Here is an 18,801-nt window from a genome sequence, read left to right as displayed (position 1 = left end):
AGTCTGAACTGCGAACCGCGACACCGCCTGCTGATATCGCCGCCTTGGCGCCGAAGAGCCTGCCGCCATCCTCCTGATCGCCTCCGTTGTTGTTGGGCCGGAACGCTTGGAAGACATATTGGTATGCGATATGCCAATACTGCAATCGAATAATGATGCCAGAACATAGCTCAGGCTAATTTGTCGCAGTTGGCGCCTGGCCCGGAGTGCTTAAGACGACGCCAAAAAAAGAGGCCCCGGAAAACCGGGGCCTTTAGTCTGGGAGGAAACCTGAAGTGGTCGAGCCTGAAAACGCAGTCTGTACTGCGCCTTAGCGTGCTCAGAGACCGAAACGGGGGAGGTCGCCGTTGCGAATGGCGATGCGGGCGCTCGCGGTCAGCAGGCGGTCGATGGAGGCCATCAGCCGGCCGAAGAATGCGCTTGAGGGTGCGAGGCTGATAGAGGCGGTCTTGGACATTTGGTCCCCTTTTCTGTGTCGCGGAGTAGCTCCGCTTCGTGATCTCCACCAAATTTATGTATACCAGATGCCAGAAACAACGTCTTTGTTTGCATAGCAGCAATTAGCCTTCTGCATTGCAACATAAGGAAGGCTATTGGGGTTCCCAAACGAAAAGGCCGCCGGAAACCGGCGGCCTTTGACGGAGTTTGAGAGATGAGGCGGTTTATTCGGCCGCCTGCTTGCGCGGCGGCTCGAGCGCGCCGGAGTCGTGGATCTCGGCCACCTGGTGATCGCTGAAGCCGAGCACCTGGCGCAGGATTTCGTCGGTATGTTCGCCGAGCAGCGGCGAGCGCGTCACCTCGCTCGGTGAATCCGACAGCTTGATCGGATTGCCGACCGAGATGTACTTGCCGCGGGTCGGGTGATCGACCTCGACCACCGTGCCGGTGGCGCGCAGCGACTGGTCTTCCGCGATCTCCTTCATCGACAGGATCGGGCCGCAGGGGATGTCGTCCTTGTTGAGGATTTCCATCGCCTCGAACTTTGTGTTGGTCATGGTCCATTGTTCGATGCGCGCGAAGATCTCATTCAACCGCGACAGCCGGGCAGGCGGCTTGGCGTAATCCGGATGGGTCTTCCAGGTCGGTTCGCCGATCACGTCGCAAATCTTCTCCCACACCGGCGCCTGGGTGATGAAATAGATGTAGGCGTTGGGATCGGTCTCCCAGCCCTTGCACTTGAGGATGCGGCCGGGCTGGCCGCCGCCGGAATCGTTGCCGGCGCGCGGCACCGCGTCGCCGAACGGAATGCCTTCGCCGAACTGGCTGTATTCCTTCAGCGGACCATGGGCGAGGCGCTGCTGGTCGCGCAGCTTTACGCGCGCCAGATTCAACACGCCGTCCTGCATCGCAGCTGTGACCTTCTGGCCCTGGCCGGTGACGGTGCGCTGATAGAGCGCGGTCACGATGCCGAGCGCGAGATGCAACCCGGTGCCGCTGTCGCCGATCTGCGCGCCGGTGACCAGCGGCAGGCCGTCGCGGAAGCCGGTGGTCGACGCTGCGCCGCCGGTGCACTGGGCGACGTTCTCATACACCTTGCAATCTTCGTAAGGTCCGGGGCCAAAGCCCTTGATGGAGGCCACGATCATCTTCGGGTTGATGGCGTGGATCTTCTCCCAGGGGAAACCCATGCGATCGAGCACGCCGGGGCCGAAATTCTCCACCAGCACGTCGCAATTCTTGATCAGTGCGGTCAGGACTTCCTTGCCCTTCGGGTTCTTGGTGTCGAGCGTGATCGAACGCTTGTTGTGGTTCAGCATGGTGAAATACAGGCTGTCCACATTGGGAATGTCCTGCAGCTGGCCGCGCGTGATATCGCCGACGCCGGGACGCTCGACCTTGATCACGTCGGCGCCGAACCAGGCCAGCAACTGCGTGCAGGTCGGTCCCGACTGGACGTGGGTGAAATCGAGAATGCGAACGCCCTTCAGCGCCTTTGTCATCGTCTGTGCTCCGTACTCTGTCTGCCCTGCAACGCGCAGGATGGATTGGAAAGTGATTGGATTACTTCTTCTTCAGCACGCTTTGCGGATTGAGGTTGCCGATGCGGCCGCTTTCGGAGCCGGCAGCGGGATCGATCACCGCGTTGATCAGCGTCGGCTTGCCGGAATCCATCGCGGCGTTGACCGCGCGCTTCAGTTCATCCGGCGAGGTGGCGTGGACGCCGACACCGCCGAACGCTTCCATCATCTTGTCGTAGCGGGAGCCCTTGACGAACACGGTGGGCGCCGGATCGGAGCCGACCGAGTTCACGTCGGTGCCGCGATAGATGCCGTCATTGTTGAAGATCACGATGCAGACCGGCAAATTGTAGCGGCAGATGGTCTCGACCTCCATGCCGGAAAAACCGAACGCTGAGTCGCCTTCGACCGCGAGCACCGGCTTGCCGGTTTCGATCGCGGCGGCGATGCAATAGCCCATGCCGATGCCCATCACGCCCCAGGTGCCGACGTCGATCCGCTTGCGCGGCTGGTACATGTCGATGACGCCGCGGGCGAGATCGAGCGTGTTGGCGCCTTCGTTGACGAGGATGGCGTCAGGCCGTTCCTTGATGATGGTTCTGAGCACGCCGAGCGCGCCGTGATAATCCATCGGCGAATTGTTGTTCATCAGCCGCGGCGCCATCTTGGCGACGTTCTCTTCGCGCTTCTTGGTCACCGCACCGGTCCAGTCGGAAGGTGCCGCCGTCCAGTTCGCGCCCCTGCCTTCGAGCAGCGCCGAGACGCAGGAGCCGATGTCGCCGACCACGGGAGCGACGATCTCGACGTTGGAATCCATTTCCTTCGGCTCGATGTCGATCTGGATGAACTTCTTCGGCGCATCGCCCCAGGACTTGCCCTTGCCGTGCGACAACAGCCAGTTGAGGCGCGCACCGATCAGCATCACGACGTCGGCGTCTTTCAGGACGGTCGAGCGCGCAGCACCCGCGCACTGCGGATGGGTGTCGGGCAACAATCCCTTGGCCATGCTCATGGGCAGGAACGGAATGCCGCTCTTCTCGACGAAGCTCTTGATCTCATCATCGGCTTGCGCGTAGGCGGCACCCTTGCCGAGGATGATCAGCGGACGCTTTGCGCCCTTGAGCACGTCGAGCGCGCGTTTCACCGCTGACGGGGCGGGGATCTGCGCCGGAGCGGCGTCGATCACCTTCACCAGAGACTTCTGTCCGGCCTCGGCATCCATTACCTGACCGAACAGTTTCGCGGGCAGATCGAGATAGACACCGCCCGGACGGCCCGAGACCGCGGCGCGGATCGCACGTGCCAGGCCGATGCCGATGTCCTGGGCATGCAACACGCGGAAGGCGGCCTTGCACAGCGGCTTTGCAATCGCGAGCTGATCCATCTCTTCATAGTCGCCCTGCTGCAGGTCGACGATCTCGCGCTCTGACGAGCCGGAGATCAGGATCATCGGGAAGCAGTTGGTGGTGGCGTGGGCGAGGGCGGTGAGGCCGTTGAGAAAACCGGGCGCCGAAACCGTGAGGCAGACGCCGGGCTTCTTGGTCAGGTAGCCGGCGATCGAGGCGGCGTTGCCGGCATTCTGTTCGTGGCGGAACGAGATCACGCGAATGCCTGCGGCCTGCGCCATGCGGCCGAAATCCGTGATCGGAATGCCGGGCACGCCGTAGATCGTGGTAAGGCCGTTGAGCTTCAGCGCATCGATCATGAGATTAAAGCCGTCGGTGAGCTCGCGCTCGGCTTGATTGGTATCGATGCTTTTGGCTGCGGTTACGGACATTCCACTTTCTCCCTGATCGTGTGTGGTTCGGACGAGTTGATCGTCTTCTGCTGTGAAGTCGTTCTAACTAGGTAAGTCTCTAACTAAACAGTCCTCTAGCTAAAGAGTTCTTGGCCATGCGCTTCGACATAAGAAGCGAGGCCCAGCGTGTGATCGCGCGCGCGTTTCTCGGCGAGCTCGGTGTCGCGCGCTTCCAGTGCTTCGATGATCGCCAGATGCTCGGGCAGCGAGGTCGCGGTGCGATCGGTGCGGCCGATCGTCAATTGCCGGTAGCCGCGCACATGCAGCAGGATGTCGTTGGTCATATCGACCAGCACCGGCGACTCCGAGAGCGAGATCAGCGCCTGGTGGAAGGCGATATTGGCCTTGGAGTATTCCTCGACGTGGTCCTGCGGCAGGCGGTCCTTGCCGAAATCCTTGAAAAAATCGCGCAGCGCCGTGATGTCTTTCTTGCGCGCGGTGGTGGTGATCAGGCGCGCGGCCATGCTCTCGAGCGCGGCCCAGGCGCGGATCATGTCGACGATCTCGGTCTTGGTGCGGCGGACCACGACGATGCCGCGGCGTGGCACGGTTTTGACGAAGCCGTCCTGCTCCAGCATCGCGATGGCTTCGCGGATGGGGGTGCGGCTGACGCCGAGCCGTTCGGACAACGCGCGTTCGTCGAGCATCACCTGCTCGGGCGTCGCATAGATATCCATCTTGAGAATAGCTTCCTTCAAGGCTTCGTACGCCTTGTTCTTGAAGCTCGTCTCAGGTGCAATCCGAACGATTGCGATATCTGCATCAGCCATGGCAGGCGTGGCCTTGGGTTGTTTGTGTGCGGGCACGATTCGTCTCCTCCGGTGGGAGACCAGTTGTAACAGGAATAACGTCTAATATTTTTGGCATACCAAATACCACCATGTCAAGTTGACAGTATTTTCAGCGTTTCCGGGGCATCAGGTGACTTGACTTTCTCCGCGCTGGCATACCAAATGCCATAAAATATGCCCCAGGAGGAAGTCCATGTCGAATCCCAAAGATGCGGTCCGCAAAGTTCTCGATGCGGTGAAGGCCGATAAGCGCACCAGCCTGACGGCCCCGGAGGGCAAACTGGTCTGCGATGCCTACGGAATTCCGGTTCCAAAGGAGGGCGTGGCCAAATCCGCGGCCGAGGCCGCCAAGCTCGCGTCCGACATGGGTTTCCCGGTCGTGATGAAGATCGTCTCGCCGGACATTCTCCACAAGACCGAGGCCGGCGGCGTCATGGTCGGTGTCAAGACCGCGGCGGATGCGGAAAAGAATTACGAGACCATTCTCGCCAATGCCAAGAAGTACAAGGCGGACGCCAAGATCGAGGGCATCCAGGTCCAGCAGATGCTGGCCGGCGGCACCGAGGTCATCGTCGGCTCCATCACCGACGGCTCGTTCGGCAAGCTCGTCGCCTTCGGCCTCGGCGGCGTGCTGGTCGAAGTTTTGAAAGACATCACTTTCCGCCTGGCGCCTGCGACCAAGGACGACGCGCTGTCGATGCTCGACGGCATCCAGGCCAATGAGATGCTGAAGGGCGTGCGCGGCGGCGACCCCGTCAACCGCGAGGCGCTGGCCGCAGTCATCGTCAAAGTGTCGCAGCTCGTCAGCGACTTCCCCGAAATCGTCGAACTCGATCTCAATCCCGTATTCGCCACCAAGAACGACGCGATCGCCGCAGACGTGCGCATCGTCGTCGACTTCGACTACCGGCCGCGTCCGGCGCCGCGCCCGACCGAAGAAATCGTCACCGCGATGAACCGCATCATGCAGCCGAAAGCGGTCGCCGTGGTCGGCGCCTCCGCCGAGGACGGCAAGATCGGCAACTCCGTGATGAAGAACCTCATCAACGGCGGATATAAAGGCGACATCTATCCGATCCACCCCAAGGCATCAGAGATCCTGGGCTACAAGGCCTACAAGAGCGTCAAGGACGTGCCCGGCGTGATTGACACCGCCGTGTTCGCGATCCCGGCAAAGTTCGTCGCCGGCGCCTTGATCGAATGCGGCGAGAAGAAAATTCCCGGCGCGGTTCTGATTCCCTCGGGCTTTGCCGAGGCCGGCGCGCCCGAGTTGCAGGACGAAATCGTCGAGATCGGCAAGAAGTACAATGTCCGCCTGATGGGGCCGAACATCTACGGCTTCTACTACACTTGGTCGAACCTCTGCGCGACGTTCTGCACCGCCTACGACGTCAAGGGCCATGCGGCGCTGTCGTCGCAGTCCGGCGGCATCGGCATGGCGATCATCGGCTTCTCGCGCTCGGCGAAAATGGGCGTCTCGGCGATCGTCGGTCTCGGCAACAAGTCCGACATCGACGAGGATGATCTGCTCGCCTTCTTCGAGCAGGATCCCAACACCAATTTGATCGCCCAGCACTGCGAAGACCTGAAGGACGGCCGCGCCTTTGCGGAAGCCGCCAAGCGCGTCTCCAAGAAGAAGCCGGTTGTGGTGCTCAAGGCCGGCCGCACCTCGGCCGGCGCGAAAGCGGCCTCGTCGCACACCGGCGCGCTTGCCGGCAACGACAAGATCTATGAAGACGTGTTCAAGCAATCCGGCGTGATCCGCGCGCGCAGTCTGCGCCAACTGCTCGAATTCGCGCGCGGCATGCCTGTCTTGCCGACGCCGAAGGGCGAGAACGTGCTGATCATCACCGGCGCCGGCGGCTCCGGCGTGCTGCTGTCGGACTCCTGCGTGGATAACGGCCTGTCGCTGATGGCGATGCCGCCGGACCTCGACGCGGCGTTCCGCAAATTCATCCCGCCGTTCGGTGCGGCAGGAAATCCTGTGGATATCACCGGCGGCGAGCCGCCGATCACCTACATCAACACGGTGAAGCTCGGCCTGTCGGATGAGCGCATCCATTCGCTGATCCTCGGCTACTGGCACACCATCGTCACGCCGCCGATGGTGTTCGCCCGCAACATGGTCGAGGTGAAGAAGGAGATGGAGGCCAAGGGCTTTGTGAAGCCGATCGTCGCTTCGCTCGCCGGCGACGTCGAGGTCGAGGAGGCCGCCGAATATCTCTACCAGAACGGCATCCCGGCCTATGCGTACTCGACCGAACTTCCGGTCGAAGTGCTCGGCGCCAAGTACAAGTGGGCGCGCGGCGCGGGCCTGCTCTGAGACAAACGATCAATGCCGCTTCGGTTTGCCGAAGCGGCATTTTCTGACGGAGAAATGGGGGCTTTCATCCTTCGAGACGCCGCTACGCGGCTCCTCAGGATGAGGTCTGGGTCTGGCCATGAATTCGGTCTTAGACCCTCATGGTGAGGAGCCGCGTAGCGGCGTCTCGAACCACGAGGCCACGGATACGCGGTGTTGATCCAACCTACGGATGGATGCAGGTCGCGATGAAGCGAAACGTGATCCGGCGCAAACCACTCGAGCCGAAATCGGGCCCGGACAGTGAGGCCGAGTCGAGGGACGGCGGCGTGCAGTCCGTCGATCGCGCGCTCTCGATCATCGAAACGCTCGCCGAAGACGACGCGGGCTATCGCCTGAGCGATCTTGCGATCCGCACGGGGTTGTCGACCTCGACCGTGCACCGGCTGCTGTCGACACTGGAAAGCCGGCGGTTCGTACAGTTCGACCGCACCGAATCGAAATGGCATGTCGGCGCGCGCAGCTTTACGGTCGGCGCGACCTTCGCCCGCCGCCGCAATTTTTCCGCGCAGGCGGTACCTTATTTGCGCAAACTGCGCGACCTGACGCGCGAGACCGCCAATCTGGCCGTCGTCGACGACGAGTTCATCGTCGTGCTGACGCGGATGGAAAGCCGCGAAATCATGCGGTCATTGACACAAGTCGGCGGCCGCGTCGCGATGGTGGCATCCGGCGTCGGCAAGGCCGTGCTCGCGACCTGGTCCGACGAGGACGTCAACGTGATCATCCGCCATCACGGCATGCCGCGCCTGACCGAAAAGTCGATCGTGCGGCCGAGCGATCTGTTCAAGGAACTCGAAAAAGTCCGCCGCCAGGGTTTTGCCATCGACGACGAGGAAGCGTGCATGGGCCTGCGCTGCATCGCCGCCGTGGTCTACAACGACTGCAGCGAGCCGCTGGCCGCGATCTCGGTGTCCGGCATGACCAGCCGTCTCACCGACGATCGCCTGCCGCAGCTGGGGCAGACCGTGCGCGAGGTGGCGGCCGAACTGACGGTGGCGCTCGGCGGCGTGAAGCCGGTGGCGAAACCGGCCTGAGCGACGGAAGTTTTCGCGAAAGCGCGGCCGGGCGTCTTGGGCGGGTCGGCAGGCAATCCCCCACGTTTTTGCAGCGGAACACGACGCCGGTGAACAGTCCGTCTGGACAGCGGCGGCTTTTCCGGCTGATATGCGACGAAATGACACGATGCGGCAAATGCGTAGCCATCTGCATCAGCCTGGAGGAACTCCCATGATCCCGTTTTATACGCGCGTGTTCGGCGCGGCGGTCGCGCTGACGCTCGCGGCAGGCAGCCCGGCGCTGTCGCAGCAGCTCGAACTCAAGCTGATGGCGCCCGCGGCGCCCGGCGGCGGATGGGATCAGACCGCCCGGGCGATGCAGCAGGCGTTTGTCGCCGCCGGTATCGCGCGCAGCGTCCAGGTCACCAACGTCGCCGGCGCGGGCGGGAGCGTCGGCATCGCGCAGTTCGTCAACGGCGCCAAGGGCGACGGTAACCAGATGATGGTGAACGGCTTCGTCATGGTCGGCGCGCTCGCCATGAACAAATCGCCGGTCACGCTCGAACAGGTGACGCCGATTGCGCGCCTCACCGAGGAGATCCAGGTCATCGTCGTGCCGGCGAATTCGCCGATCAAGACGGCGCAGGATCTGGCCGCCGCGCTCAAGGCCGATATCGCCAAGGTCACGTTTGCCGGCGGCTCGGCCGGCGGCGTCGACCATGTGATGGCGGCACTGTTCGCGGGCGCCGTAGGCGCCGACGCCAAGAAGGTCAACTACATCCCGTTTTCCGGAGGCGGCGAGTCGCTGGCGGCCATCCTTGGCGGAAAGGTCACCGCGGGCATTTCGGGAATGAGCGAATACGACGGTCAGATCAAGTCCGGCAAATTGCGCGCGATCGGCGTGACGTCGGAAAAGCGGATCCCCGGCAGCGATATTCCGACCTTCAAGGAGCAGGGCATTGACCTCGTGCTGGCCAATTGGCGCGCGGTGATGGCGCCTCCCGGCATCACCGCGGAACAGAAGAAGACGCTGAGCGATGCCGTGGAGAAGATGGTCAAGTCCGACGCCTGGAAAGAGGTTCTCAAGCAGAAGGGCTGGGATGACGCTTATCTTTCCGGGGACGCGTTCGCGGATTTCCTGAAGAAGGAAACGGTGCGCGTTACCGACGTGCTGAAGTCGGTCGGCCTCGTCAAATCATGAGCGCCTTCCGCAGGGGACGGCGGAGCGGCGCATCGATTCCGCGGGCGTTGTCATTGCGCTCGCGCTCGCGGCGTTGGCCGCGGTGCTGGTGTGGGACGCGAGCCAGCTGCAATCCAACAATCCCTACGGTATGGGCCCCCACGTGATGCCTGTTGTCATCGCCGTGGGGCTCGGCATTCTCGCGATCGGCAATCTGGTCGAGGCGCTGCGCGGCAATCTGCCGGCACGCGAGAGTGCCGATGCCAAAGCGGTGTGGCTGATTCTCGGCGGGTTGGCGCTGCTGATCGCCATCATCGGTCTTGGCGGCGGCTTTATCCCGGCGACCACGGCATTGTTCGTCGCCACGGCGACGGCCTTCGGGCGGCGCGCCATTCTCGCCGATCTGGCCATCGGCTTCGTAATGACCACCCTGATCTATGTCGCCTTCAGTCGGCTGCTGACGTTGAGCCTTCCCGCCGGCCCACTGGAAAGGCTGTTTTGATGGATGCCTTCGTCGCACTCGCTAACGGCATGGCTGTCGCTATCCAGCCCATGAACATGCTCTATGCGTTGATCGGCGTGCTGCTCGGCACCGCGGTTGGCGTGTTGCCCGGCATAGGGCCTGCGCTCACCGTCGCCCTGCTGCTGCCGGTGACCTACAAGCTCGATCCCGGCGGTTCGCTGATCATGTTCGCCGGCATCTATTATGGCGGCATGTATGGCGGCTCCACCACCGCCATCCTCATCAACACGCCCGGCGAGAGCGCATCGATGGCGACCGCGCTGGAAGGCAACAAGATGGCCAAGGCCGGCCGCGGCGGGCCTGCACTGGCGACCGCCGCAATCGGCTCGTTCGTCGCCGGCACCATCGCCACCATTGGTCTCGCCTTTCTTGCACCTTGGCTGGTCGACTTTGCGGTGCACTTCGGGCCGGAAGATTATTTTGCGTTGATGTGCGTGGCTTTCGTCACAGTGTCGGCAACCTTCGGAAGTTCGCCGATCCGCGGACTGACCAGCCTGTTCATCGGGCTGACGCTCGGGCTCGTCGGCATCGACAAGCTCACCGGCCAGCCCCGGCTCGCCTTCGGCATCCCCGAACTGCTCGACGGCGTCGAAGTGACGACGCTGGCGGTCGGCCTGTTCGCGGTGGGGGAGGCGCTCTACGTCGTCTCGCGCCGTCATCACTCCGAAGAAAAGCTTGAGCCGGTGCGCGGCTCGCTATGGATGACCAAAGAGGACTGGCAACGGTCGTGGAAACCGTGGCTGCGCGGCACCATGTTCGGTTTTCCGATCGGCGCGCTGCCCGCCGGCGGCGCCGAGATTCCAACCTTTCTGTCTTACTCAACTGAAAAGAGGCTGTCGAAACACCCCGAGGAATTCGGCAAGGGCGCGATCGAAGGCGTCGCCGGGCCGGAAGCCGCCAACAACGCATCCGCCGCCGGCACCCTCGTGCCGCTCTTGACGCTGGGGCTTCCGACCTCGGCTACCGCCGCGATGATGCTGGCGGGCTTTCAGCAATACGGCCTGAACCCGGGACCGCTGCTGTTCGCCGAGCGGCCCGATCTGGTGTGGGGCCTGATCGCCAGCCTGTTCATCGCCAACGTCATGCTGCTGGTGCTCAACCTGCCGCTGGTCGGCCTGTGGGTGAAACTGCTCGCGATCCCGCAGCCGTGGCTCTACGCCGGCATTCTGGTGTTTGCGACCACCGGCACCATCGCGGCAAAACCGTCGGTGGTCGAACTGTCGATGCTGGCGGGTTTCGGCGTGATGGGCTTCCTGATGCGCCGGTTCGATTTTCCGATCGCGCCTGTCGTGGTCGGTCTCATCCTGGGGCCGATCGCCGAAAGCCAGTTGCGCCGCGCGATGTCGATCAGCCTCGGCGATCCCATGGCGCTGCTGCAAAGCCCGATGTCGGCGACGCTGCTCGGCATCGCGCTGATCGCGCTGGTAGCGCCGTTCGTGATGCAGGGGCTGGGCCGGTTCAAGGCGAACGAGGATTAGGGCGGGCTGTCTTGAACATGCCGGTACTGGCCAATAATATATAGTTGGCAGGCCATGTTTCGGAGCGCGCCGCTATGGCGTTGAATTTACTTCAATCCGGATTCGCAACTCTCCAATACGAGATCGCCGAGGAGAGGGCGTCAGCGCTCGGGCGGCTTGGACGGCGGCTCGAGGCCGCGTTGACGGCACTTGCCGCATGTCCGCGGACCGCCAACACCGATCGAAAAATCCGTGATGGTCTGGTCGAACAGGCGGGGTATGCGCTCTGGCTCTTCGTCGTGCAGCGCGAAGCCTGCGGTCTCAACAAGATCGACCACGTGATCAAGCTCTACGGGGTGCCTAACGAGGTGCTTGCCCGCATGGGGCCATTGCCGAAAGCCCGCCCTCCGGCGTGATCCAGCGGCCGTCGCAATCCCGCTCCGGCTACACCGGCAGCTTCCGCCCCTGATGTGCCCGGCCCTTGATGGCGGCGGCCTCGCTATGCCCCGCGATCACGCGCACGCCCTCGTCAATCCGTATCGTGATGTTGTCGGCCGTACAGCCTTGCAGGAACGCGACGCCGTTGGTGCGGCAGGCCGCCAGAATGCGGTCGCGCGCCGCCTGCATTTCCCGCGGAAAGGGGTTCGCGAGGAATTTCGCGATAGCCGAGCGAAAGACTGAGGTCGCCCGGGCCGATCTCGGCAAATCCCAGTCCGGGCACGCCAAGGATCTCCTCGCAATTGGCGACGCCCTCGGGGCTTCACCCCCAGCAGCAACTCACCTTTCGGATTGAGCGGCCAGGGATCGCAGCGCGCCATATATTCCTCGGTCGACAGGCCCCACACGGGCGCCGCCGTGGTTTCCGATCCGCGCCCCCGCGTGCCGATGCCGAGCAGCTTGCGGCCGGCGGCGTCGGTGCCGCCGTCTTTGGCGCGTATCGCTCCGGCCATCCGTGCCAGCGGCGAGGGAATTTCGGGATCGACGCCATCGGTGTTGTGCGGATAGCGGCAGGATTCAACGAAGGCCCGCACTGCGTCGGCGGTTTCCGCCTGGCACAGCAGGATGCCATGCACGCCGCGGCCGAGGATCTGGCGGAACTGCCAGGCGTTGTAACGCACATGCGCGGCGTCGATGCCATTGACCGGCGCCTCGACGATGACCGTCGGCGTGCGGTGCCCCGAACGCGTCGGCCCGGCGTCGACCATGCCGCGCATGTACTCGGCAAGGCCGGTCATATCGAAGGCGCCGTGCTCCATGCATGTAGTCGGCCCAGGTCCCGGCATCGGTGCGGCCCTGCGCATGAGTCAGCACATGGCCGCTGTGCGGGCCGTCATAATAGATCGCCTGATCCTGCTCCAGCAGTTCGATGCAGCGACTGATCCGCTTGCCCATCAAGGGTTTCCTCCGACAGTTTCCGCAGGTGCCGGAGCAAGGCTAGCACGCTGTCGCGCCACCGTGGACAGGGGCGGTGATCACTATCGCGCTGATTGTGCAAAAGCGTTGTTGGGAAAACAGGAAATGGGCCGTCGCAACCGGCAGCCGAACCAGCGATCGACGGAATGACGCCGTGAAGCCGGCCAAGGGCCGCAGGGCGGACTGTTGCGTCAGTCCGCTCCGCGGACCGTTGTCACTTGAACATGCCGAGAATCCACTTGATCAGCTGATCCACCGGCGAAGGCTTGGGATGGGGCATCGTGCCATCCCTGGACGTAGCCATGCCTCCGTACACCGCGGACAACTCGTCGATGTTCAACTCGTGATCGTTTTGCATCCGTGATCTCCTCTCAACCGATGGACGCCTCATCCACCGTGCCGGGGAGGGTAGAACGGGCTCTCAGCCGAGGGTGTGATCCACGTCACGCACTCTGCGGGGTGTGCGCGGATCCGTTGAACCAATCCGCACTGTGGCTCACCGCCGCGCCCGCAGCATTGGCGTCAATGCGGGAGACGAGCCGCTTTGTATCCTGCCGATAATCTTGAAGCCGTGGCGTTCGTACAGGGAAATGTTGCGCGGGTTCGAGCTTTCGAGGTAGGCGGGGGCGCCTTGCTCGTCGCAGCGTCGAAGGGCGTGTTTCATCAAGAGCGCGCCGAGCCCTTGCCCGATCCATTTCGGATCGGCGGCGATAACGGGCAGGTACCAATGCGGCTCGTGCGGATGATGCTCGGCCATGGCCTTCATCACAGCGCCAACATCCTCCGCGATCTCCGGGCGCAGCGCCCCTTCCATGGCCGCGTCCATCGCTGTTTCGTCGGGCTCGACGCCCGGCGGCAGCCATAAAGCGGCGGCGCGAGCGTGTTCCGTGATGTCGGCTGTGCCATGGTCGAATGCGCGGCCGCCAAAAGCTTTGACGAATCGCGGCATCACCCTGAGATATTCGGACGCGTCGGGCCAAACCCAGCGCGTCATCGGGTCGGCCGCGAACCCGAGCACGATGGTGCTGATGACCGTTTTCTCGATGCTTGCGTCCGCTGATTTCACTTCCGGCACCGCCGACATCGGGTCATCCCTCATTTCGATCCCGTCACCGCGCAATGTAGGTGTGCGACTGCCTTCTTTCCAGGCGTTGGCGGCGTGGTAGGCGCGGCGATCCGCAAATCGTCGATGGCAATCGCCGCCTAGTTGACGGGCCCGCCGCGACCGAGATTTTCCGTATCCGGGTCCGCGCGCGTTACCCCGGTCGCGCGGTTGACCATGACCGTGACGAACCAGAGAACGACGCCGACCGCGAGCAGGACGCCGGCGACGCGGTACTGCACGGGGTCACGGCCGGTCCAGGGACCGGTCAAGAAGGCGCAGAACACGGCGCCCAGGATCGGCAGAATGGTCGGCGTGCGGAAATGCTGATGATCGACAGGGTCGCGCCGAAGCACCAGCACCGCAACATTGACCACCGTGAACACGCACAGCAATAGCAGCGCCGTGGTGCCTCCGAGCGCCGGCACCTCGCCGACAAAGGTGATCAGTCCGAAGGCCAGCAGCGTCGTGAAGCCAATGGCGACGTAGGGCGTGCGCCGCGTCGCGTGCACCTTGCCGAGGGTGGGCGGCAGCACATGCTCGCGGCTCATGCCATACACGAGGCGGCTGGCCATCAGCATGTTGATGAGCGCGCTGTTCGCCACCGCGAACATGGTGATGAAGCCGAAGATCCAGAGCGGGAAACCGGGCGCGCCTTTCTGAACCACTTGCAGAAGTGGGGTCTCGCCTTCGCCCAATTGCTCGGGAGCCACCAGCGTGATCGCGGAAATCGAGACCAGCACATAGATGGCACCGGTAATCGCCAGGCCCGCCAGCAGCACCTTCGGGAAGTGACGGGTTGGATCCTTGCATTCCTCGGCCATGTTGACCGAATCCTCAAAGCCCACCATGGCGAAGAAGGCGAGCGTGGTCGCTGCGATCACCGGCCAGAACATGCCGCCATCCGGGGTTACGCGAAACTGCATCACGCGCGAAACGTCACCCTGGCCGAGGCCGATGGCCCAAAGGCCGATGACGATAATGATCAAGAGGCCGGTCAGCTCGACGCAGGTGAGCACCACATTGGCCTTCACGCTTTCGCCGACGCCGCGGAAATTGACCGCGGCAACCACCGCCATGAAAGCAAGACCCGTGACGGTGATGCCAAAACCGGTCAGGCCGAGCCCCATCGCGTGCGACATGTTCGCGGCGAACGCCCGGGACGCCGTCGATGCCGAGGTGATCCCCGAGCACATCACTGCAAACGCGACGATGAACGTGATGAAATGGATGCCGAAGGCCTTGTGGGTATAGAGGGCCGCGCCTGCCGCTTTCGGATATTTCGTGACCAGTTCGAGATAGCTGAACGCGGTCACCAGCGCGACCACGAATGCCACCACGAAGGGCAGCCACACCACCCCGCCTACCTGCTTGGCGACCTGGCCTGTCAGCGCGTAGATACCGGTGCCGAGAATGTCGCCGACGATAAACAGGAGGAGCAGCCAGGGGCCCATGACCCTGTGAAGGCTAGGTTCGACGCTGCTTGACGGGGTACCGGCGTTGACGGTGACATCGGCCATCGTACGTCCTTTCCACTCTCGGTAGCGCCGGTGCAGTGTATCGGCGGTTGGCGGTTTGTGGAAGGTGCGGGGCAAACCATTCACAGCTCGGTGCACCGCACTGCGGGACGTTGTTTGGTCGGTTCTCTCGTCATTGCGAGCGTAGCGAAGCAATCCATATTGCGCCAAGCCGTGCCGTGGATTGCTTCGCGGAGCCTGTCATCGGGCGCGCATTCGCGCGACCCGTTGGCTCGCAATGACGGCGCTGCGACAAAACGACCCGACGGGCAAATCATTTCTGATTTACGGAAATCGTGTCAAGTAGAAAGTTTCTGTAAATCAAAAAGATTTCTGTTGTCGGTCGACCCAAATCAGTGCGCATCTATCGCCATCCCGTCCTGGTCAGAAGGGCGTCGGTCGTCGTCACGGACGTTGGGCGGGTTGCGGTGGACGCTGGGTTCACGTCTGACGACGGCGTGGACTAAGCGTACGGCAAAACCGTGTGGTCCTGGCGCCCGTTGCAGGCGTCAAGCTGTCGGAGAAGCGCAAGCGGAAACGTCGGCGACGGAGTCAACCAAGAACTCGTCTCCGGGGAGAGCACGGCATAAGCCGTAGAGCCATTGCGCAGGGAAGGCCGGGTGTTCTCCGCTGCCCTGTATGCTCGTGTGCAGCCTACTTAGTGCAATCCGCACACGGGACCGCGGGTGCAGCGCGCACCCGGTCTTCCCTGCGCCCTCTGTTTGAAGAGGGCGGGAAGTTTCTGCCAAACCTCGGGCGATCAGCGCCGCGAGAATGCGAAGCTATTTCCGCGTCATTGCGAGGAGCGAAGCGACGAAGCAATCCACCTTCTCTGCCGCGCTATGGATTGCTTCGCGGAGCCTGTCATCGGGCGCGCATTCGCGCGACCCGGTGGCTCGCAATGACGGCTGATAGAGCCTCGCCTCTCGTCCGCGACCCAATTGTTTCACCCCGCATCCCATCCAACCACCTGATCTCACGCCATTTTCCCCATTCCTCCCACATCGCGGGAAACAAATGCGACGTCGTTGAGATCGGAGGTGGCAGCCGTGATGATCGCGCCAGAGCAACACGGTCAAGCGAGGTGCAAAATGGCGAAGATGCGAGCGATCGATGCCGCGGTACGTATCCTCGAAAAGGAAGGCGTGGTGACCGCCTTCGGCGTGCCCGGTGCGGCGATCAATCCGCTTTATTCCGCGCTGAAGCGGCGCGGCTCGATCAGCCACATCCTGGCGCGCCATGTCGAGGGCGCGTCCCACATGGCCGAGGGCTATACCCGTGCCAAGGCCGGGAATATCGGCGTCTGCATCGGCACCTCGGGCCCGGCCGGCACCGACATGATCACCGGGCTCTATTCGGCGATCGCGGATTCGATCCCGATCCTGTGCATCACCGGACAGGCGCCGCGCGCGCGGCTCTACAAGGAAGACTTCCAGGCCGTCGACATCGAGTCGATCGCAAAACCCGTGACGAAATGGGCTGTCACGGTGCGCGAGCCGGCGCTGGTGCCGCGCGTGTTCAGCCAGGCGTTTCACATCATGCGCTCGGGCCGTCCCGGGCCTGTGCTGATCGATTTGCCGCTCGACGTGCAGCTGGCCGAGATCGAGTTCGACGACGAGACCTACGAGCCGCTGCCGGTCTACAAACCGTCAGCGACGCGCAGGCAGATCGAGAAGGCGCTCGCCATGCTCAACGCCGCGGAGCGGCCGCTGATCGTGGCGGGCGGCGGCGTCATTAATGCCGACGCATCCGAATTGCTGGTGGCGTTTGCCGAGGCCGTCAACGTTCCCGTGGTGCCGACCCTGATGGGGTGGGGCGCCATCCCCGACGATCACGTGCTGATGGCGGGCATGGTCGGGCTGCAGACCAGCCACCGCTACGGCAACGCCACCATGCTGCAATCCGACTTCGTGCTCGGGATCGGCAACCGCTGGGCCAACCGCCACACCGGCTCGATCGAGACCTACACCAAGGGCCGCACCTTCGTGCATGTCGATATCGAGCCGACGCAGATCGGCCGCGTCTTCAACCCGGATTTCGGCATCGTTTCCGACGCCAAGGCGGCGCTGGAATTGTTCGTCACGGTTGCAAAGGAGTGGCGCAGGGACGGCAAGCTCCGGGACCGTCAGGCCTGGCCGGCCGCATGCCAGGACCGCAAGCGCACGATGCTGCGCCGGAGCCGCTTCGACGACATCCCGATCAAGCCGCAGCGCGTCTATGAGGAGATGAGCCGGGCGTTCGGCCGCGACACCTGCTACGTCAGCGTGATCGGACTGTCGCAGATCGCCGGCGCGCAATTCCTCGGCGTCTATCATCCGCGCAACTGGATCAATGCCGGGCAGGCCGGCCCGCTCGGCTGGACATTGCCTGCCGCACTCGGCGTGCGCGCCGCCGATCCGACCCGCGAGATCGTGGCGCTGTCGGGCGACTATGACTTCCAGTTCCTGATCGAGGAACTCGCGGTCGGCGCGCAGTTCAAGCTGCCTTACATCCACGTCGTCGTGAACAATTCCTATCTCGGCCTGATCCGCCAGGCGCAGCGCGGCTTCGAGATGGACTATCAGGTGCAGCTCTCGTTCGAGAACATCAACGCGCCCGAACTCGGCGTTTACGGCGTCGACCACGTCGCGGTCGCGCAAGGTCTCGGCTGCAAGGCGATCCGCGTCACCGATCCGCACGACGCGCAGGCGGCGTTCGCGACCGCGCGCGAATGGATGGCGGAGCACAAGGTGCCTGTGGTGGTCGAGTTCATCCTCGAACGCGTCACCAACATTTCCATGGGCACCGAGATCGACAACATCATCGAGTTCGAGGAAGTGCTGGATTTGCCGCTGGACGATGCGCCGGCGAAGTCGACCACATCCGGCACATTGTTGCCGGCCTAAGGGGGATATCGACGATGCCCAAATTTGCCGCCAACCTCACCATGCTGTTCGGCGAACTGCCATTCCCGGATCGCTTTGCGGCGGCCAAGGCCGCCGGCTTCAGCGGGGTCGAATATCTGTTTCCCTATGATTTCGACAAGGCCGAGCTCAGCGAGCAATTGCAGCAGCACGGGTTGACCCAGGTGCTGCACAATCTGCCCGCGGGCAACTGGGCGGCGGGTGAGCGCGGCATCGCGATTTTTCCTGACCGGGTCGAGGAATTCCGCGACGGCGTCGCACGCGCCATCGATTACGCCAGGGCGCTGGATTGCCGTCAGCTCAATTGCCTGGTCGGCATTGCACCTGATGGCGCCGATGCGCGCGAACTGAACGAGGTGCTGATCGGCAATCTGCGATTTGCCTCCGACGCGCTGGCCAAGGAACGGATCAGGCTGCTGGTCGAGCCGATCAACACAACAGACATTCCAGGCTTCTTCCTCAACGGCACCGAACAGGCGATCCAGCTCATATCCGACGTGCGGTCGAGCAACCTGTTCGTGCAATATGACATCTACCACATGCAGATCATGGAGGGCGACATCGCGCGCAGCCTGCAGAAGCATCTGCCGCGCATCGCCCACGTCCAGCTTGCCGACAATCCCGGCCGCAACGAGCCCGGCACCGGCGAGATCAATTACCCGTTCCTGTTCCGGCACCTCGATACGATCGGCTATCGCGGCTGGGTCGGATGCGAGTATAAACCGAGGACGACGACCGTCGACGGCCTCGGCTGGCACGCGGCCCTGACGCTCGATACCTGATTGGTCAATAACAAGGG

At 63.2% G+C, this 18,801-nt stretch carries 16 protein-coding genes; 8 read left to right on the top strand and 8 right to left on the bottom strand.

Annotation, left to right across the window (positions count from 1 at the left end; translation table 11 throughout):
* Positions 1–319: 319 nt before the first annotated feature.
* The 4 genes from JQ575_RS22325 to JQ575_RS22310 all read right to left on the bottom strand — a co-directional run bounded on the left by JQ575_RS22325 (position 320) and on the right by JQ575_RS22310 (position 4,526).
* Positions 320–457, bottom strand: a complete 138-nt coding sequence (locus tag JQ575_RS22325) for a hypothetical protein (protein ID WP_212035304.1) — start codon at positions 455–457, stop codon at positions 320–322.
* 205 nt (positions 458–662) lie between these two features.
* Positions 663–1,940, bottom strand: coding sequence for a formyl-CoA transferase (frc, locus tag JQ575_RS22320; protein ID WP_212035303.1), 1,278 nt, complete (start codon positions 1,938–1,940; stop codon positions 663–665).
* A 61-nt stretch (positions 1,941–2,001) separates the two neighbouring features.
* The gene (gene oxc, locus JQ575_RS22315) at positions 2,002–3,735 is read right to left on the bottom strand and encodes an oxalyl-CoA decarboxylase (RefSeq protein WP_212035302.1); all 1,734 of its coding nucleotides are present in this window, start codon (positions 3,733–3,735) and stop codon (positions 2,002–2,004) included.
* 95 nt (positions 3,736–3,830) lie between these two features.
* Entirely contained in the window at positions 3,831–4,526 is a 696-nt protein-coding gene (locus tag JQ575_RS22310) for a GntR family transcriptional regulator (RefSeq protein ID WP_192734726.1), read from the bottom strand.
* A 214-nt stretch (positions 4,527–4,740) separates the two neighbouring features.
* On the opposite strand from JQ575_RS22310, the gene JQ575_RS22305 reads away from it, so the two are divergent.
* The 6 genes from JQ575_RS22305 to JQ575_RS22280 all read left to right on the top strand — a co-directional run bounded on the left by JQ575_RS22305 (position 4,741) and on the right by JQ575_RS22280 (position 11,483).
* Positions 4,741–6,870 carry an acetate--CoA ligase family protein gene (locus tag JQ575_RS22305; protein WP_212035301.1) on the top strand — a complete coding sequence of 710 codons (2,130 nt, stop codon included), beginning with the start codon at positions 4,741–4,743 and terminating at the stop codon, positions 6,868–6,870.
* Positions 6,871–7,097: 227 nt separating this feature from the next.
* Positions 7,098–7,946 carry an IclR family transcriptional regulator gene (locus JQ575_RS22300; protein WP_212035300.1) on the top strand — a complete coding sequence of 283 codons (849 nt, stop codon included), beginning with the start codon at positions 7,098–7,100 and terminating at the stop codon, positions 7,944–7,946.
* A 193-nt stretch (positions 7,947–8,139) separates the two neighbouring features.
* A complete protein-coding gene (locus tag JQ575_RS22295; protein WP_212035299.1) occupies positions 8,140–9,108 on the top strand; it encodes a tripartite tricarboxylate transporter substrate binding protein in 969 nt (322 codons plus the stop codon).
* 31 nt (positions 9,109–9,139) lie between these two features.
* Positions 9,140–9,589, top strand: coding sequence for a tripartite tricarboxylate transporter TctB family protein (locus JQ575_RS22290; RefSeq protein WP_212035343.1), 450 nt, complete (start codon positions 9,140–9,142; stop codon positions 9,587–9,589).
* Positions 9,589–11,088, top strand: coding sequence for a tripartite tricarboxylate transporter permease (locus JQ575_RS22285; protein WP_212035298.1), 1,500 nt, complete (start codon positions 9,589–9,591; stop codon positions 11,086–11,088). The genes JQ575_RS22290 and JQ575_RS22285 overlap by 1 nt, the downstream gene beginning before the upstream one ends.
* 74 nt (positions 11,089–11,162) lie before the next feature.
* The gene (locus tag JQ575_RS22280) at positions 11,163–11,483 is read left to right on the top strand and encodes a DUF6665 family protein (RefSeq protein WP_212035297.1); all 321 of its coding nucleotides are present in this window, start codon (positions 11,163–11,165) and stop codon (positions 11,481–11,483) included.
* Between the two features lie 96 nt (positions 11,484–11,579).
* Here JQ575_RS22280 and JQ575_RS22275 read toward each other — a convergent pair whose 3' ends face one another.
* The 4 genes from JQ575_RS22275 to JQ575_RS22260 form a co-directional block, all read right to left on the bottom strand.
* Positions 11,580–12,302, bottom strand: coding sequence for a hypothetical protein (locus JQ575_RS22275; RefSeq protein WP_212035296.1), 723 nt, complete (start codon positions 12,300–12,302; stop codon positions 11,580–11,582).
* Positions 12,303–12,694: 392 nt separating this feature from the next.
* Positions 12,695–12,838 carry a bacteriocin gene (locus tag JQ575_RS22270; protein WP_212035295.1) on the bottom strand — a complete coding sequence of 48 codons (144 nt, stop codon included), beginning with the start codon at positions 12,836–12,838 and terminating at the stop codon, positions 12,695–12,697.
* A gap of 138 nt (positions 12,839–12,976) precedes the next feature.
* Positions 12,977–13,564 (bottom strand): N-acetyltransferase, encoded by a 588-nt coding sequence (locus JQ575_RS22265; RefSeq protein ID WP_212035294.1) that lies wholly within the window; start codon positions 13,562–13,564, stop codon positions 12,977–12,979.
* Positions 13,565–13,683: 119 nt separating this feature from the next.
* Entirely contained in the window at positions 13,684–15,102 is a 1,419-nt protein-coding gene (locus JQ575_RS22260; protein ID WP_249166812.1) for an APC family permease, read from the bottom strand.
* A gap of 1,088 nt (positions 15,103–16,190) precedes the next feature.
* Here JQ575_RS22260 and gcl point away from each other — a divergent pair.
* Entirely contained in the window at positions 16,191–17,984 is a 1,794-nt protein-coding gene (gcl, locus tag JQ575_RS22255; RefSeq protein ID WP_212035293.1) for a glyoxylate carboligase, read from the top strand.
* A 14-nt stretch (positions 17,985–17,998) separates the two neighbouring features.
* Positions 17,999–18,784 (top strand): hydroxypyruvate isomerase, encoded by a 786-nt coding sequence (hyi, locus tag JQ575_RS22250; protein WP_212035292.1) that lies wholly within the window; start codon positions 17,999–18,001, stop codon positions 18,782–18,784.
* The last annotated feature ends 17 nt before the right edge of the window (positions 18,785–18,801 follow it).

Origin of the sequence: Bradyrhizobium sp. JYMT SZCCT0428 (assembly GCF_018131075.1) — a bacterium.
Classification (GTDB): Bacteria; Pseudomonadota; Alphaproteobacteria; order Rhizobiales; family Xanthobacteraceae; genus Bradyrhizobium.
The sequence above is the reverse complement of the archived record's forward strand: the minus strand, read 5'-3'. Positions and strand labels throughout refer to the sequence as shown.

Coding starts and splice junctions, on each gene's coding strand:
- JQ575_RS22325 (WP_212035304.1), bottom strand. CDS start 457: ATGTCCAAGACCGCCTCTATCAGCCTCGCACCCTCAAGCGCATTCTTC.
- frc (WP_212035303.1), bottom strand. CDS start 1,940: ATGACAAAGGCGCTGAAGGGCGTTCGCATTCTCGATTTCACCCACGTC.
- oxc (WP_212035302.1), bottom strand. CDS start 3,735: ATGTCCGTAACCGCAGCCAAAAGCATCGATACCAATCAAGCCGAGCGC.
- JQ575_RS22310 (WP_192734726.1), bottom strand. CDS start 4,526: ATGGCTGATGCAGATATCGCAATCGTTCGGATTGCACCTGAGACGAGC.
- JQ575_RS22305 (WP_212035301.1), top strand. CDS start 4,741: ATGTCGAATCCCAAAGATGCGGTCCGCAAAGTTCTCGATGCGGTGAAG.
- JQ575_RS22300 (WP_212035300.1), top strand. CDS start 7,098: ATGAAGCGAAACGTGATCCGGCGCAAACCACTCGAGCCGAAATCGGGC.
- JQ575_RS22295 (WP_212035299.1), top strand. CDS start 8,140: ATGATCCCGTTTTATACGCGCGTGTTCGGCGCGGCGGTCGCGCTGACG.
- JQ575_RS22285 (WP_212035298.1), top strand. CDS start 9,589: ATGGATGCCTTCGTCGCACTCGCTAACGGCATGGCTGTCGCTATCCAG.
- JQ575_RS22280 (WP_212035297.1), top strand. CDS start 11,163: ATGGCGTTGAATTTACTTCAATCCGGATTCGCAACTCTCCAATACGAG.
- JQ575_RS22275 (WP_212035296.1), bottom strand. CDS start 12,302: ATGACCGGCCTTGCCGAGTACATGCGCGGCATGGTCGACGCCGGGCCG.
- JQ575_RS22270 (WP_212035295.1), bottom strand. CDS start 12,838: ATGCAAAACGATCACGAGTTGAACATCGACGAGTTGTCCGCGGTGTAC.
- JQ575_RS22265 (WP_212035294.1), bottom strand. CDS start 13,564: ATGTCGGCGGTGCCGGAAGTGAAATCAGCGGACGCAAGCATCGAGAAA.
- JQ575_RS22260 (WP_249166812.1), bottom strand. CDS start 15,102: ATGGCCGATGTCACCGTCAACGCCGGTACCCCGTCAAGCAGCGTCGAA.
- gcl (WP_212035293.1), top strand. CDS start 16,191: ATGGCGAAGATGCGAGCGATCGATGCCGCGGTACGTATCCTCGAAAAG.
- hyi (WP_212035292.1), top strand. CDS start 17,999: ATGCCCAAATTTGCCGCCAACCTCACCATGCTGTTCGGCGAACTGCCA.